This is a genomic window from Cellvibrio chitinivorans, from assembly GCF_035117775.1.
Taxonomy (GTDB): domain Bacteria; phylum Pseudomonadota; class Gammaproteobacteria; order Pseudomonadales; family Cellvibrionaceae; genus Cellvibrio; species Cellvibrio chitinivorans.
The window spans coordinates 96,359-111,885 of the sequence record NZ_JAYKKN010000001.1 but is presented as its reverse complement, the minus strand read 5'-3'; the positions used below and the strand labels follow the sequence as shown (position 1 = coordinate 111,885).

12 protein-coding genes are annotated in these 15,527 nt (G+C 50.3%); 9 read left to right on the top strand and 3 right to left on the bottom strand.

Annotation, left to right across the window (positions count from 1 at the left end; all coding sequences use genetic code 11):
- Positions 1-177: 177 nt before the first annotated feature.
- The 9 genes from SPL68_RS00490 to SPL68_RS00450 all read left to right on the top strand — a co-directional run bounded on the left by SPL68_RS00490 (position 178) and on the right by SPL68_RS00450 (position 12,141).
- On the top strand, positions 178-2,622 hold the full coding sequence (locus SPL68_RS00490; RefSeq protein WP_323813099.1) for a TonB-dependent siderophore receptor: 2,445 nt from the start codon (positions 178-180) through the stop codon (positions 2,620-2,622).
- A 203-nt stretch (positions 2,623-2,825) separates the two neighbouring features.
- Positions 2,826-3,890, top strand: coding sequence for a purine nucleoside permease (locus tag SPL68_RS00485; RefSeq protein WP_416377410.1), 1,065 nt, complete (start codon positions 2,826-2,828; stop codon positions 3,888-3,890).
- A gap of 169 nt (positions 3,891-4,059) precedes the next feature.
- Complete coding sequence (locus tag SPL68_RS00480) at positions 4,060-5,259, top strand: amidase (protein WP_323813097.1); 1,200 nt, start codon at positions 4,060-4,062, stop codon at positions 5,257-5,259.
- Positions 5,256-6,830 carry a gamma-glutamyltransferase family protein gene (locus SPL68_RS00475; protein WP_323813096.1) on the top strand — a complete coding sequence of 525 codons (1,575 nt, stop codon included), beginning with the start codon at positions 5,256-5,258 and terminating at the stop codon, positions 6,828-6,830. Before SPL68_RS00480 ends, SPL68_RS00475 begins: the two co-directional genes overlap by 4 nt.
- Positions 6,827-7,648: a sulfite exporter TauE/SafE family protein gene (locus tag SPL68_RS00470; RefSeq protein ID WP_323813095.1), complete on the top strand. Its 822-nt coding sequence runs from the start codon at positions 6,827-6,829 to the stop codon at positions 7,646-7,648. Before SPL68_RS00475 ends, SPL68_RS00470 begins: the two co-directional genes overlap by 4 nt.
- Positions 7,649-7,709: 61 nt before the next feature.
- Positions 7,710-8,957: a pyridoxal-phosphate-dependent aminotransferase family protein gene (locus SPL68_RS00465; RefSeq protein ID WP_323813094.1), complete on the top strand. Its 1,248-nt coding sequence runs from the start codon at positions 7,710-7,712 to the stop codon at positions 8,955-8,957.
- A gap of 61 nt (positions 8,958-9,018) precedes the next feature.
- On the top strand, positions 9,019-10,086 hold the full coding sequence (locus tag SPL68_RS00460; protein WP_323813093.1) for an adenosine deaminase: 1,068 nt from the start codon (positions 9,019-9,021) through the stop codon (positions 10,084-10,086).
- A gap of 178 nt (positions 10,087-10,264) precedes the next feature.
- Positions 10,265-11,530 carry an allantoate amidohydrolase gene (locus tag SPL68_RS00455; protein WP_323813092.1) on the top strand — a complete coding sequence of 422 codons (1,266 nt, stop codon included), beginning with the start codon at positions 10,265-10,267 and terminating at the stop codon, positions 11,528-11,530.
- A gap of 23 nt (positions 11,531-11,553) precedes the next feature.
- Entirely contained in the window at positions 11,554-12,141 is a 588-nt protein-coding gene (locus SPL68_RS00450) for a phosphoribosyltransferase (RefSeq protein WP_323813091.1), read from the top strand.
- Between the two features lie 8 nt (positions 12,142-12,149).
- Here SPL68_RS00450 and SPL68_RS00445 read toward each other — a convergent pair whose 3' ends face one another.
- From SPL68_RS00445 to SPL68_RS00435, 3 genes are all read right to left on the bottom strand, one after another.
- Positions 12,150-13,097 (bottom strand): GGDEF domain-containing protein, encoded by a 948-nt coding sequence (locus tag SPL68_RS00445; RefSeq protein ID WP_323813090.1) that lies wholly within the window; start codon positions 13,095-13,097, stop codon positions 12,150-12,152.
- A 142-nt stretch (positions 13,098-13,239) separates the two neighbouring features.
- The gene (locus tag SPL68_RS00440; protein WP_323813089.1) at positions 13,240-14,316 is read right to left on the bottom strand and encodes a nucleoside hydrolase; all 1,077 of its coding nucleotides are present in this window, start codon (positions 14,314-14,316) and stop codon (positions 13,240-13,242) included.
- 65 nt (positions 14,317-14,381) lie between these two features.
- Entirely contained in the window at positions 14,382-15,425 is a 1,044-nt protein-coding gene (locus tag SPL68_RS00435) for a purine nucleoside permease (protein ID WP_323813088.1), read from the bottom strand.
- Positions 15,426-15,527 lie beyond the last annotated feature (102 nt).

Here is a 15,527-nt window from a genome sequence, read left to right as displayed (position 1 = left end):
TTTTAATTTTTAATCGATTGAATTGTATTTTTGTTTGTTTAAATAATTGAAAAATAAGGAAATTAATGTGCATCACTTAAAAAAGTAACCAACCGGACAGGAAATGGCACAGGGCTTGCAAAATCCCGCTCAGCTGTCCTGATACACATTATTAGACACCATTGGAGTGCACTAGCTATGACCGTACACAACCGTTTTACCCGCAATAAACTCGCATTGTTAATCAGCATGGGCTGTGTGGTTGCATCGACCTCAGCATGGTCAGCAGAAGAAGCCGCTGCGGCTGCTGCGCCTGTTGCTGCAGCTGGTGCTGTAGAAGAAACTCTGGTGGTTGGTGACACCATGGGGTTGATGACCAAACAAGGTAAATCTGCGTTTGGTTTTAACAAACCAATTGAAGAAACACCGCGCAGTTTGAGTAGCGTAAGTGCCGACATGATGGAGGCATACAACATCAGCGATATCGATGACTTGGTATTGGTATCGCCGGGTGCATTTACCCAATCTTTCTTTGGTGTTGCCGGCTCACTTGATGTGCGCGGTACGCCGGGTGAAGTTTATTTCCGCGGTATGCGCCGCGTGAACAACCCGGGTAACTACCCAACACCGATTGGTGCATCTGATCGCGTTGATATCGTGCGCGGCCCTGCATCGCCGATTTTCGGTCCATCAAAAATTGGTGGTTACTTAAACTTCGAGCCCAAGTCTGCACGCGTTGAATCCGGCCAATATTTGGATAAACCAGAAGGTCAATTTTCGGTAACACGCGGTAGCTGGGATAAAAATATCGTCACCGCTGAAGTAGGCGGCCCAGGTTCTGTAGGCGATAAAGATTTTGGTTACTACATTTATGCTGAAACTGAAAACTCAGGCAGCTATTACGAAAACTCCGCAACTGACCAGAACGTATTGCAAGCGGCATTTAACGTTGAGCTTTCTCCCTCTACTCGTATCGAATTCGGCGGTATGTACCATGAATACGATGGTAACCAAATCGCTGGTTGGAACCGTGTAACACAAGATTTGATCGACCACGGCACCTACATCACCGGTACTGCACAATCTGTTGATACCAACGGCGATGGTTTTAACTCGCCCGCTGAATTTGAAGCTTGGGCTGGCTATCAGGGCAACAATTTCTTTGTTCCTGGTTCTGCAGCTGAAGATGACGATATGAACCCGGCTTGGGCGTTAGAAAATGTTGGTACTGCAAAATTGAAGGGTAGCCAAACGATGGTTGCGCCGGATGATAAGTTGCAAACCACCGTTGGCACTTTCTATTTCGACACTATTCATGAGGCGTCTGATACTTTCACTGTCACCAACAAATTCTTCTACGAAGAGTTGGAAAATATCAACGAAAACGCTTACGGCTTCTCGCAATTTGTTGATAGCTATGTAGTAGAAGATCAAGTTGTTTTTGCTTTCGATACCCAGCATGCAAGTTGGTTGGAAGCGAGCTATCAAGTGTCGCCAAGTATTCGCTACACCAGCTTTAAACAAGGTGATGACTTTGATTACGAATATTTTGATCGCCGCGATTTGACTGGCCCATCAACAGCATTGGATCGCAAACTCTTGGCCACTCGTACCGATTCAGATTATTCAAACTACTTGGTAGGTGAATATACCGATTATGGTTTTGCAGTCTTGGCTGACTACACATTGTTTGAAAATTTGGGCTTGCTGTTGGGTGCTCGCTACGATGTGATCGATATGGAATCGAGCTCTATCGCAGAAAAAACCCGTGTAGATGATGTTGATTTCACCGCGAAAGATACCGACGAAGGTGGTTCATGGACTGCGAGTTTGTCCTATAAGTTGCCGGGCGGATTTATTCCTTATGTTACCGCATCAACCCAATCGACCATCATCATGGGGCAGGGGTCTGAAATTGCACCTGGTTTGATTGAGAATCCAGAAAATGGAAAGAAAGAAGGTAATGCAATTGCCGACTCCGAGCTGAAAGAGGTAGGTGTAAAAGGCAACTTCTTTGATGACCGCTTGTTCTTCTCTACGGCGTTCTTTGAACAAACCCGTACTAACTACAGTGCGCAGGATCAGGTGAGTAACAGCACCACTGAAAGTAAGGGTTATGAAGTGGAAGCGCGTTTGCTGATCACTGAAGATTTTACTATCACTACAGCATTGACCCATTTGGAAATTACCAACTTGACCGCGCTGGATGGCGGCTCGCAATTTGGTTTCCTCGGCGCAGGTGACTTGACTGGTGTGTCTGATCCATCGCTTTACTACGGTTATGTGATGAAAGGTCTAACACTGGTTAACAATGAAGAGGATGCAACCAAGTCAGGTATTCCAGAAAATATGGTGAGTATTACCGGTGCCTATAACTTTGGCGATGGCTACAGTATTACTGCTAGTGCGGTACATGCAGACTCAACTTACTCTGGTTTCTCCAAAGCAATTAAATTGCCGTCTTACACTTTGTTTAACGCGGGCATCTCTTACAGCACCGATACTTGGGGAATCAGCTTCCAAGGTAAGAATCTGACTAACGAGCGCTACTTCCGTGCAAACTTCCCGGATTTGTTTGGTAGTGCGATTGTGTTGCCAGAATTGCCACGCAGCTTCGTAGGTAAGTTCACCTTTAAGTTCTAAGTTGTTGATCTTGCGCAGGCTATTACACCGCGTGTGATAGTCTGCCTTTTTTAAAATATAACGTTTGAATAAATAGCTTCGATAAAGAGTTTGAATATAAAGTTTGAATGCAAAATTTGAACGAAAACTCAGAGGATTTTTTTGTGAGAAATACAAAACCCGGTATCAAATCTGTTGCACTCTTATCGCTTTTATCCGCAGCCATGTTAACCGCGTGTAACAAGCCAGCAACTGAAACTGCGCCACCAAAAGTGGAGACCAGTGTGCAAGCGCCTGCACCGATCAAAGTAAAATTTGTCGTCGTTACCATGTTTGAAATTGGTGAAGACTCGGGCGATAAGGCCGGTGAATTCCAGTTGTGGAAAGAGCGCCAAAAACTGGATACCAAATTTGAATTTCCGAATTCCTTTCACGATATTTATATGAATATGGAAACCGGTGTTATGGGCATTGTGACCGGTATCGGCACTGCGCATTCAACGGCGGCGACTATGGCGCTGGGCATGGACCCACGTTTTGACTTTACCGATGCCTATTGGTTGGTTGCGGGCATTGCCGGTATCGACCCGGAAGATGCTTCAATCGGTTCTGCTGCATGGGCGGAGTATTTAGTTGATGGCGACCTCGCTCACGAAATTGATGCCCGTGAAATTCCGGCCGATTGGGAAACTGGTTATTTCGCGCGTTACACATCCAAACCTTACGATCCGAAAAAACCGGAACCAACGGGTGAAATGCTGCGCGTTAATCCTGATTTGACCGAGTGGGCATTTCAGTTGACTAAAGATATTGAATTGCCGGATATCGAAAGCCTTGAAGAAACGCGCAAACTTTATGTTGATCACCCCAATGCGCAGCGCAAACCTTTTGTATTAAAAGGCGATCAACTCGCGGCCATGACTTTCTGGCACGGCGCGATCATGAATGAATGGGCGAACAAGTGGACCGATTACTGGACTGAAGGCAAGGGTGAGTTTGTGACTTCGGCGATGGAAGACACAGGCACTTATTTGTCGCTGAGTTATTTGCACAATATCGGCAAGGTCGATAAAAACCGCGTGATGGTATTGCGCACTGGCAGTAACTACACCATGCCACCACCGGGTGTGACTGCTGCAGAAAATTTGCTTGCTGAAAATGAAGGCTATGCTGGATTGGATGCGTCGCTCGAATCGGCTTACATTGTAGGTACGGCGGTGATGGATAAAATCCTCGGCAACTGGGATGTTTACCAAGATAAGATTCCGACTCCGGCGGATTTGAAATAGTTTTTTATTGGGTTATTGGACAATCCCGGAGGGCTTGCGGTGTTCTCTCTGAGACCGTCTGAGGCATGGATGCCGAAGATGAGCCTACATGGATGTATTCACGGCGTGTCTCAGAGGGAATGCCGTAAGCCCTAACTCATCCGGTAAGTTACCCTCAAAGGCGTTAAACATGTCGCTCGATCAACGCGTTTTTGCATGGCGCGGTTCTTATTCCAATCCCCGCGCAGGTTCTGGCAGCCTTGCTGGTCTGCGGCTGGGCGTTAAAGATTTATTTCATATCGCTGGCTTACCTACGGCAGCAGGAAATCCCGACTGGCTGGCCAGTCATCCCATTCCTGAACACACCTCACCGGTAGTGACGCAATTGCTCGATGCCGGTGCCGAGCTGGTCGGCAAAACCCAAACCGACGAACTCGCTTATAGCCTTAATGGCTTGAATATTCACTATGGCGCACCGCTGAATCCTGTTGCGCCAGATCGTCTACCGGGCGGTTCTTCAAGTGGTTCGGCAGTAGCGGTAGCTGCGGGCGATATCGATATTGGCCTCGGTACTGATACCGGCGGTTCGATTCGTGTTCCCGCCAGCTACAACGGCCTGTTTGGCATTCGCACTACGCACGGGTTGATCAGCAGTGAGCATATGGTGCCGCTCGCGCCGCTGTTCGATACCGTCGGCTGGTTTGCGCGCGATGCTCGCACCTTGGCGCGCGTAGGTGAAGTGCTGCTGCCGGATCATCTCCCGCGGCAGTTTCCCAATAAGCCTGAACATGCTTCGCTGCGTATCGCCCTGTTATTGCCCTCGCAAAATGGCGCGCTCTGGACGCCCGCGCATCAGGATTGGCTAAATCAGCAAGCCCTGCTCACCGGTGTTAAGCCTATCTTACTCAACAGCGACTGGCTCAATCGCGCCAGCCAGTGTTTCCGTACCTTGCAGGCACGTGCGATCTGGCAGACCCACGGCGACTGGATCACCAACCAAAAGCCAACTTTCGCACCCGATATTCACGCCCGCTTCCAGTGGTGTGCGACTTTGACGGATGCCGATCAACAAGCGGCTGAAGCCGAGCGTGCGCTGCTGCAAGCGGAGATCGACAGCTGGTTTGACGATGTCGATTTAATCCTCCTGCCCACTACGCCGGGCGCTGCACCTCTGCTCGGCGCTGAACCTGAGTGGATGGATAACTACCGCAGCCAATTGATGGGCTTAACTGCGCCTGCGGGTCTGGCCGGTTTGCCTCAGGTTCATCTCCCTGTATTGAATGATCAGGGCGCGCCCTGTGGCGTTTCGCTGCTGGGGAAACGCGATATGGATAAAGCCTTGCTGCAATTGGCAATCGAACTTTGCGGTGATGATGGAGAAGCACAATGAGCCAAGTCGCCTTTAGTGCGCCCCACGCGCAGGCCGCTGAGATCGGCTTGAAAATATTGCGTGAAGGCGGCAGTGCGGTGGATGCGATGATCGCTGCCGCTGCTGCCATCACTGTGCTCTACCCGCATATGAATAGCTTGGCGGGCGATGGCTTTTGGTTGATCCACAAACCCGGCGCCGAGCCGATTGCGATTGATGCCTGCGGCTGTGCGGCACAAATGGCGAGCATCGATTGGTACAAAAGCAAAGGCTTTGAGCAGATTCCCAGCCGCGGCGCGCTCGCCACCGTCAACATGGGCGGCACTATTGCAGGCTGGCAAACCGCGCGCATTATCACCTCCAGCAAAGCGCCTTTGAGTCATTTGCTCGCGCCTGCGATTGCCTTGGCGCGTGACGGTATTCGCGTCACCCACAGCCTCGCTGCGGCCAGCCGTAAGCTTGCGGCTGAGCAGCCGGTTGATTCTGAATTCCAGCGCGTATTTATGCCCAATGGTCGCCCGTTAGAAGAGGGCGAAATCCTTACCAATCGCGATCTGGCCAATACGCTCACCATGCTGGTGGCGCAGGGCTTGGACTCTGCCTATCACGGCGAGCTGGCGCAGCATATCGCGCGCGAACTGGAGCAGCTGGGCAGCCCGCTGCGCATGGCGGATTTACAGAATTATCGCGCGGCAGTGCTCAAGCCGCTGTCGGTATCGACTCGCTTTGGCCGCTGTTACAACCTGCCTGCACCTACGCAGGGTGTGGCATCGCTACTGATTCTGGCGATCTATGACCGTTTGTATCAACACGAGTGGACTGAAACCGAGCGCGTGCATGGTTTGATCGAGGCAACCAAGCTGGCGTTTATGGTGCGCGACCGCGAAGTGACCGACCCGCGCCGCCTGAGTCCGCGCTGGGCGAGTCTGCTGGCGGATGAGCATATCGACCAATTAGCTGCGCGTGTTACCGAAACTGCGCTGCCCTGGCCGCAAGTCGCCGAACCGGGCGATACCGTGTGGATGGGCTGCGTGGATGGCCAAGGCACTATGGTCAGTTTTATCCAAAGTATTTACTGGGAATTTGGCTCGGGTGTGGTTGTGCCCGGCACTGGGCTGGTATGGAACAACCGCGGCGTGGGTTTTAGTCTCGACAAGCAACATCGCAACGCCCTGACTCCGGGCTACAAACCTTTTCATACCCTCAACCCGGCGCTGGCCGTGCTGCACGATGGCCGCCGTATCAGCTATGGCACAATGGGCGGCGAAGGCCAGCCGCAGACCCAGGCTGCGCTTTTTAGTCGCTATATGTACGACGGTCTGCCGCTGGATGAAGCTATCAGCCGCGGGCGCTGGCTACTCGGTCGCACCTGGGGCGATAGCAATCACGATTTAAAAATGGAGCAGGATTTGTTCGATCAATTGGGTACCCAGTTACAAGCGCGCAAGCACACTATCAAGGTGGTAGCGCCACACAGTGAAATCATGGGGCACGCAGGTGCAGTGGTCAGTGATGGCGATCATGTTATTGCCGCGAGCGATCCGCGCAGCGACGGCGCTGGTTTGGTTGCTAGCCTGGAGCGCAAGTTATGAGTGAGTTTATGAGCCAATGGCTGCCAACCATTCTGGCGATGCTCGCCACCGGCGCGGCGGCGGGAATCCTTGCGGGATTGCTCGGCGTGGGCGGCGGAATCGTAATCGTGCCGGTGTTGTTTTTTGTGCTGCAAAGCATGGGCATTGGCGCTGCCACCGCGATGTTGGTGGCGACCGCGACGTCCTTGTTGGTGATTGTGCCGACCAGTATTTCCTCGCTGCGCGCACATCACAAACGCGGCAATGTGGATTGGGATCTGCTCAAACGTTGGGCGCCGTTTATGGTGGTTGGCGTATTGCTCGGCAGCGCTTTTGCACTTCACGCCAAAGGTGAAGTGACCAGCGCCGTGTTCGGTGTGGTCGCACTTCTGGTCGCAGCGAATATGCTGTTTCGCGCCAAGTCGCCACCCATCGCCGAACAATTGCCCGGCAAAGTGGGGCAGGGTGTTATGGCCTCAACTGTCGGTTTTTTCTCGGTGATGATGGGCGTAGGCGGCGGCACTATCGGCGTGCCCTTACTCAATGCCTGCAATTATCCGCCCCATCGCGCAGTGGGCACGGCTTCCTGTTTTGGGTTGCTCATCTCGATTCCCGGTGCCATCACCATGTTGCTGGCCAAAACCCCGGCCGATGCGCCCGAAGGCATGATCGGCATGGTCAATCTGCCCGGCTTTTTATTGATCGTCCCGCTCACTGTCGCGCTCGCACCTGTGGGTGCATGGATCGGCTCGAAATTGGAACCGATTATGTTGAAGCGCGTGTTTGCCGTTTTCCTCTGTATCAGCGGCGGTCGTATGTTGATGCAGGTAATCGGCTAGCGATGGCCGTTGTGTAAAACCTTTTTCGTTCTGTGCATTGGTGTTTTTTCGGAGTCTTGTAATGTCTGATTTGTATCGCGTTGATCCTTCCCTGTTGCGCCCTTTTTCACCGCCGCCGCGTTTGCTCATGGGGCCGGGGCCAATCACTGTTGATCCGCGTGTATTGCGTGCAATGTCCGCGCAGTTGATCGGCCAGTACGATCCGGCGATGACTCAATGTATGAACGAAACAATGGCGCTCTATCGCGGCGTATTTAAAACCCGCAACCAGTGGACGATGCTGATCGACGGCACCTCGCGCGCTGGTATCGAAGCGGTTTTGATTTCGCTGTTGGAGCCGGGCGATAAAGTATTGGTGCCAGTGTTTGGCCGCTTTGGTCACTTGCTGTGTGAAATCGCCGAGCGCTGCGGCGCTGAAGTTCATCAAATTCACAAAGAATGGGGCGAGGTATTTACGCCCGATGAAATCGAAGACGCGATTAAAAAAGTCCAACCAAAAATGCTGGCGATAGTGCAGGGCGATACCTCTACCACCATGCTGCAACCGCTCGAAAACCTCGGCGAAATTTGCGCACGTCACGATGTGTTGTTTTATTCCGATGCCACCGCCTCAATCGCTGGCAATCCGTTCAATACCGATGAATGGCAGTTGGATGCAGTCTCCGTCGGCCTGCAAAAATGTTTGGGTGGGCCATCGGGCAGCGCGCCAATTACGCTGAGCGAAAAAGCCGTAAAAGCGATTCGCAAACGCCGCCATATCGAAGCGGGTATTCGCACCGAGAATCACGTCGCCGGTAGCGGCCGTCGTATCGCCTCCAATTATTTTGATCTGGGTATGATCATGGATTACTGGGGTGAAGAGCGCCTTAATCACCACACCGAAGCCACCACCATGCTCTACGGCGCACGCGAATGTGCTCGCTTGCTGTTGGAAGAGGGGATGGATAACGCCATCGCTCGCCATCAATTACATGGCACTGCAATGGCGCAGGGCTTGGCGGCGATGAATTTAAAATTGTTCGGCGATCAAGCACACAAGATGACTAACGTCGTCGGCGTTTATATTCCCGAAGGTGTTGCCGGCGAAGCGGTACGCAGCAGTATGCTCAATGATTTTGGAATCGAAATCGGCACCTCTTTTGGCCCGTTACACGGCAAAATCTGGCGCATCGGCACTATGGGTTACAACGCGCGTAAAGACGCCGTGTTGCAAACGCTCAGTGCGCTGGAATCGGTTCTGGCCAGTGTTGGGCATAAACAAACGGCCAATGCCGGTGTGGATACCGCATTGAGCATCTATTCTAAATAAGATGCTAGCGCAATCTGCACTGATTCATCGTATAAGCGAATTTAAGAAAAGGGGAACAGCAATGATTCCATCGGTAATCGCAGCGGATTTTTCCGGCGTACCTAATTTAACTGAACTGGCCTCGCGTGAATTTTTAGCAGGCTTGCCCAAAGCCGAATTACATATGCATCTCGACGGCGCACTCTCGCCCGCGATGATGTTTGCACTCGGCCAACGCAATCAAGTCAACTTGCCGTATAACAGCGTTGAAGAAATCGAAGCCGCTTATCAATTTACCAATCTACAAAGCTTTTTGGATTTGTTGTACCAAGGTGCATCGGTACTCAAAGACGAACAAGATTTTTACGACCTCACACGCGATTATTTTTTAAAGTGCAAAGAAGACAATGTGCGGCACACCGAATTGTCATTTGATCCACAAAGCCATACCGAGCGCGGGATTCCATTCGACACCGTGATCAGCGGCATTTTGCGCGCTATGGCCGATGCAAAAAAAGAATGGGGCATCAGCTCCAAACTGGTCATGGATTTTTTGCGTCACTTAAGCGCTGATAGCGCCATGAAAACGCTGGAAGAATCTCTGCCTTGGAAAGACAGCATTATCGCCGTAGGTTTGGACAGCTCCGAAGTCGGTCATCCACCCAGCAAATTCACCGAAGTATTTAAACGCGCCCGCGCCGAAGGCTATCGCATAGTCGCCCACGCCGGAGAAGAAGGCCCGCCGAGTTATATTTGGGAAGCAATTGAATTGCTCAAAGTTGAACGCATCGACCACGGCGTGCGCTCCGATGAAGACCCAAAACTGATGGAGTTCCTGCGCGAAAAACAAATCCCGCTCACCGTCTGCCCGCTTTCCAATGTGCGCTTGTGTGTGTTTGACAAGATGCAGGATCACAATTTATTTACGCTGATGGACGCCGGTTTGCGCGTGATGATTAACTCCGATGATCCAACTTATTTCGGCGGTTATCTCAATGACAACTACTTCGCGCTCGCCGATGCATTTCCGCTCACGCGCGAACAGGCTTTGTTGCTGGCACACAACAGTTTCACCTCCAGCTTTATCAGCGACGGTGAAAAGCAAGGTTTTATTAAAGAGCTCATCAGCTACGCCAAAAACTTTCATTAATCCGTCTATCAATACTTCGTTAAAAACTGAAATGTTCGATATGAAGTGAAGGTGCTGTAAATAATTCAGAGACCGATTGCAGCATGGATGCTGCAATCGAGCCCCCAGGGATGGGTTTACGGCGAGTCTCGGAATTGTTTTCAGCACCGAAACGCCACTTACTCTAGCGGAAATTATCTTGAACGAAACTATCTTGAATGAAACCGTCTTGAACGAAACCAGCTTCAACGCGCTCGCGAAAACCGTTATGAACTGGTGCGATCAACTCGCCGCTATCAGCTCGAATCCAGAAAACATCAGCCGTTTTTATTTAACGCCAGAGCACAAACGCTGCAATGAACAAGTGGCGCTTTGGATGCAAGACGCAGGCATGGACACATGGGTTGATGCCGCGGGCAATTTATGTGGCCGCTATGAAGCAGAAAATCCCTGCGCAAAAACATTACTGCTTGCCTCGCACCTCGACACCATACCCAACGCTGGCGCCTTCGACGGAATCCTCGGCGTATTAGTCGCCATCGCCGCCGTAAAAATTCTTAACGACAACAACACACGCTTACCCTTTGCAATTGATGTCATCGGCTTTGGCGATGAAGAAGGCACACGTTTCGGCAGCACATTATTAGGCAGCCGCGCCGTCGCCGGAACCTGGAATCCCGATTGGTGGAAATTACAGGATCGTGCAGGCATCAGTTTGCAACAAGCCTTTATCGATTTTGATTTGCAGCCCGAAAAAATACACGAAGCAGCGCGAAAAGCAGATGACATTCTCGCCTACCTCGAAGTGCATATTGAGCAAGGCCCAGTACTGGAAGATGAAAATCTCGCACTGGGAATCGTAACCTCCATCGCTGGCGCGCGCCGCTTTAGCATCGACATTACCGGCTACGCTGGCCACGCAGGAACAGTGCCAATGGCAATGCGCAAAGATGCGCTAGTCGCCGCCGCATTAGGCATTGTACAAATCGAAACTATCGCCAAAGAATTTAATGTTGTCGCAACCGTCGGAAAAATTTTCTGCGGCCCGGGTGCAGTGAATGTCATTCCCGGCAACGCCAGTTTTACGCTGGATATTCGTTCGGGCGACGATCAACTGCGCGATCAAGCATTTGCAAAAATTCAACACGAACTGGATATGATTTGCGAAAGCAGAAAACTCAGCGCCAATTGGCAAGAAATTCACAATGCGCCTGCGGTGCTTTGTGCTGACTGGATTCAGGATATGCAAGCCAGCGTGCTCTGCGATATGAATCTTTCACCTTATAAATTAATGAGTGGCGCCGGTCACGATGCAATGGCACTGGCCGATATCTGCGACGTTGCAATGTATTTTGTGCGCTGCAAAGGCGGTGTAAGTCATCACCCCGATGAATCAGTGACTGAGGCCGATGTTGCACTCGCGATTGAGTCACTCAGCCGCACACTGGAAAAATGGGCACAATAAAATTTTAATTTTGAGGGTTTATCATGGATAAGCTGTACATCACCGCCAACGAATTATTATTGGACTCTTTTAAATTGGCCGAACAAATTTTTCAGCGCGGATATCGCCCGCATTTTATTGTCGGCGTTTGGCGCGGCGGTTCGCCCGTGGGAATCGCAGTGCAAGAATATTTGGAATATGTAGGGGTGGCGACCGACCACATCGCTATCCGTACCTCGTCTTATTACGGTATTGATAAACAGAGCAAAGATATTCGTGTACACGGCCTGGATTACATCGTAAAAAATGTCGATGCCGATCAGGAGTTATTAATTGTTGATGACGTGTTCGACTCTGGTCGTTCAATTAAAGCGGTAATCGATGAGATCAGACGCAAGTCGCGCCGCAATGCGCCCAACTCCATCAAAGTTGCTACGCCTTGGTATAAACCTTCGCGCAACCAAACCGATATCAAACCTGATTTTTATGTGCATGCTACCGACCGTTGGTTGGTATTTCCGCATGAACTTTGTGGCTTAACCCCGCAAGAAATTTTGCAGGGCAAGGGCAGTGAAATTGCCGATACCATTGCGCGTGTCACTGGTACCGGACAATTTAATGAAGAAAAGTAATTGTGTTGTTAACACTCCGCGATATTACATTCCGAGACTATACAATCGCGGCCTTTTTGTTTCGCTAAATACAAACGGCGATCAACCTTGTTGATGAAATCTAACTGTTGATCATTAGGCGTAGGCACAATAGTGCCCACGCCAAGGCTGATGCTCAGGTGCGGGCCGATGCTGGATTTAGCGTGGTGGATTTGCAGTTTCGCAATCGCTTCACGGCAGTGCTCGGCAACTACCGCCACGGCTTCTGCGCTAGTCTCCGGCAATACCAATACAAATTCCTCACCGCCAAAGCGCGCCACAAAATCCCGCGCGCGCAAGGCGCATTCATTCAGCGCCTTACTCACTGCTTTCAAACAATCATCGCCCTGCAAGTGACCGTAGTGATCGTTGTACTGTTTGAAATAATCGATGTCCACCATGATTAACGACAGCGGCTGACCGGTGCGTTTGGCATTGCGCCATTCAATTTCCATCGACAAATCAAACTTGCGGCGATTCGCCAAACCGGTGAGGCCATCTTTGAATGACAACTGCTCCAATTCTTTTTGCAGCTCTACCAATTTCTGTTCGGTTTGCTTGCGCTCGGTAATGTCGAACATAAACCCGATTAATGAATCCACTTCGCCATCGGGTTTGCGCACCACATGCACCACATCGCGAATCCATACAAAGCGGCCATCTTTGGTGAGCGCGCGATAGTCCGCCTCGTGGTCAACGCCCGCTTGGGATTGGCTCACACAAAAATTCACTACGCGGTCGCGATCCTCTTCGTGCATACGCGCCGCCCAATCTTGCACACCGACCCAGCTGCTTGGCTCCCAGCCGAGCAATTCTTCAATCTGTGGACCAATGTAGGCAAAGGTCAGGGTGCTCCAATCAATTTTCCACGGAATAGCTTTGGTGGATTCCAACAAGGTTTTGTAAACACTGGGATCATCTTCCAGTCGGGTGCTCATTGTCTGGCTCCAGAGGCGGTTTTTACGTTGAATGATACGCCATGAGGAGCGCTCCGGCTAATAAATAATCCGTCTATAAACCACACCAGAGGCATGCAGCTGTGACCTCTGGTTTGTGACAGTTTTATGTAAGCAGGTGCTGTTATTGATTAAGTGTTTCGCGGAAGGTGTTAAAGATTTTTTCCGGTTCGGTTGCGCGACAAACGGTAATGGCAGGATAGGATTTATCCTTAACCAAAGTGCCGGCGGTTTTTGCATCCAGATGCATACGCTCTTGGCCATCCCAGATTTTATCCGGCATATTTTTATCAGTGGTTTGCAGCCAAGGGCTGGAAGTCGTTTGATAAAGTGCGCGCAATTGTTGTTTATCCCCATGGCAGAGGGTTTTGTCCATCGCAATAATGACTGACAGAGTGTCCCAAAAATAATATTCGTTGCTGGCGATAAACCAATCATTTTTATCCAATACCGCATCCCAAAATTTTGCCGATGGTGTACTGGCAGTTTGTTTAAATTCTGCAGCTATTTTCGACGTGACGCGCACGGAATTAGTCGCATCTAACCCAACCAAAACAATTGGCAGTTTTGCGGCGAGCACCATGTCGGCAGCAACAGGGTCAACAAAAAAATTCCACTCTGCAGTGGTGTTAGGGTGGCCTTTGGTAAACAGCGGAACAATAATGTTACCCGGTGCATCGACAGTGCCGCCCATAATCACCAGCTGTTCAATTTTGCTTTTATCTCGTGGATATTTTTCTAACCATTGTGCGATGTTAGTTAGTGGGCCGGTGGCAATAAGCGTGACTTTTTCTTTCGATTTGCTAATCGCTTCATGAATGACTTCTGCTGCGTGTTTTTCGCTAACCGGGCGGTCGCTTGCGGGAATAGCAACGCCTGAAAGAGTGTCTGAATCCTTGCGCCATGCATCGGGGAAAACAAAATAGCCATCGAGTGGATAGTCATCCCCACAGGCAACCGGAATCGCTTTTTGGGTTTTGCCGGATAAATCGATCAACGCATTGGTATTGGTTAAGCCTGGCTTGCAGTGGGATTCACCGCTGGCCGCGACTGTGACAGCAATTACATCAGCCTTGGGGTGATGCAATAAATACAAGAGCGCGGCCCAGTCATCGATGGCCATATCGTTGTCAAAAATAATCGGTTTGGATTGTGCGAGTGAACTGATAAAAATTAGAGCAGCCAGAAAATATTTTTTCATTTTGCTTATCACCATAAAAATTAACCTCGCCGCTGATCAATTATCAGCGGCGAGGCGCCAAGGATTTATTTCGCTGAAGGAATAGTGTTTTGGTAGGTCTTCCAATCTTTTAATAGTGTTTGCACTACCTGATTACCTAAACCAAAAGCGGCTTCAATTGCTGGCAGGCCGTTGTCTGGGTAGGGGGCAGTTGTGCTCCAAGCAGCGGTTTTACCCGGTGGAGGAAAACTATAATTGCTGACGGTGCGCAGCACTAATACACGATTGGTATCAACCAGTTTGGCTTTTTCCAATCGATGCAATGCGGTCAGGCTGCCGTTGTCTTCCATATTGGTGGTCATAAAGTTGCTAGTTTTTCCTGCATGCAAATGCATCCAGTCATTCGCCCAGTTATTTAATAATTCGCCGTGCCAGTATGTGCTTGAACCAAGTGTATCGCCAATGGTGACAAACGGTGCGCGTTGCGCTTGTTCAAAACCAGTGTATTGCGCGCGGAAACTTTTCATCGCCGGAGAATCAGCAAGCGGAAAATCTTTGGTGAGCTGATAGGCCCAATCAACCAGTGTTGGATTTAAATCGTAAACGATAGTGTCTACTGTCCAACCGGTAGATTCCTGATTGGGTTCTTTGGCGCCGAGCGGAATTAATCCGTATTTCCAATCTTTGGGAATTTCGCGGCCATCAATTTCATACAGCAAATCGCCATCGACAACATGCTTTGCCCACACACCTGAACCGAGCGATACATCGAGTGGATCGCCACCGCCGATACCGGCAATTACCCAATAAGCTTTGGATAAATCAAAACGCGGGTCAGTGCCCAGCGCCATAATCGATGAGGTTGCGTTAGTAACTCCGCCGCCGGTGCAGATTGCGAGCACGCCTGCATCATTCATGTGCAAGTCATAGGCGCCGAGAGGAAAAGAAAATTTCTTGTCGAGTTTTAAACGTTCAATCCAAAGTTGATATTCACCAGCTTCATCACCTGTGACTTCACCTTTTTCAAACATGCTGACAACAACGACTTTAACGGGAATCGCAGCGCTGGCGCTGAGTGCAAGCATCAAACTGGCTAACACCAGCGCGGCACTGCCGATCAAATTCAACATACATAACCTCAATTTATTGCATTCAAATAAACAATTTCAGTAACTCTTGTCAGTGTGAATCTATCTTTCGGTGTACTGACAAAAGTGCTCGCGTTAATTCAT

What these genes read in the sequence shown, in the direction of transcription:
- SPL68_RS00490 (WP_323813099.1), top strand. Translation starts at nt 178, where the DNA reads ATGACCGTACACAACCGTTTTACCCGCAATAAACTCGCATTGTTAATC.
- SPL68_RS00485 (WP_416377410.1), top strand. Translation starts at nt 2,826, where the DNA reads ATGTTAACCGCGTGTAACAAGCCAGCAACTGAAACTGCGCCACCAAAA.
- SPL68_RS00480 (WP_323813097.1), top strand. Translation starts at nt 4,060, where the DNA reads ATGTCGCTCGATCAACGCGTTTTTGCATGGCGCGGTTCTTATTCCAAT.
- SPL68_RS00475 (WP_323813096.1), top strand. Translation starts at nt 5,256, where the DNA reads ATGAGCCAAGTCGCCTTTAGTGCGCCCCACGCGCAGGCCGCTGAGATC.
- SPL68_RS00470 (WP_323813095.1), top strand. Translation starts at nt 6,827, where the DNA reads ATGAGTGAGTTTATGAGCCAATGGCTGCCAACCATTCTGGCGATGCTC.
- SPL68_RS00465 (WP_323813094.1), top strand. Translation starts at nt 7,710, where the DNA reads ATGTCTGATTTGTATCGCGTTGATCCTTCCCTGTTGCGCCCTTTTTCA.
- SPL68_RS00460 (WP_323813093.1), top strand. Translation starts at nt 9,019, where the DNA reads ATGATTCCATCGGTAATCGCAGCGGATTTTTCCGGCGTACCTAATTTA.
- SPL68_RS00450 (WP_323813091.1), top strand. Translation starts at nt 11,554, where the DNA reads ATGGATAAGCTGTACATCACCGCCAACGAATTATTATTGGACTCTTTT.
- SPL68_RS00445 (WP_323813090.1), bottom strand. Translation starts at nt 13,097, where the DNA reads ATGAGCACCCGACTGGAAGATGATCCCAGTGTTTACAAAACCTTGTTG.
- SPL68_RS00440 (WP_323813089.1), bottom strand. Translation starts at nt 14,316, where the DNA reads ATGAAAAAATATTTTCTGGCTGCTCTAATTTTTATCAGTTCACTCGCA.
- SPL68_RS00435 (WP_323813088.1), bottom strand. Translation starts at nt 15,425, where the DNA reads ATGTTGAATTTGATCGGCAGTGCCGCGCTGGTGTTAGCCAGTTTGATG.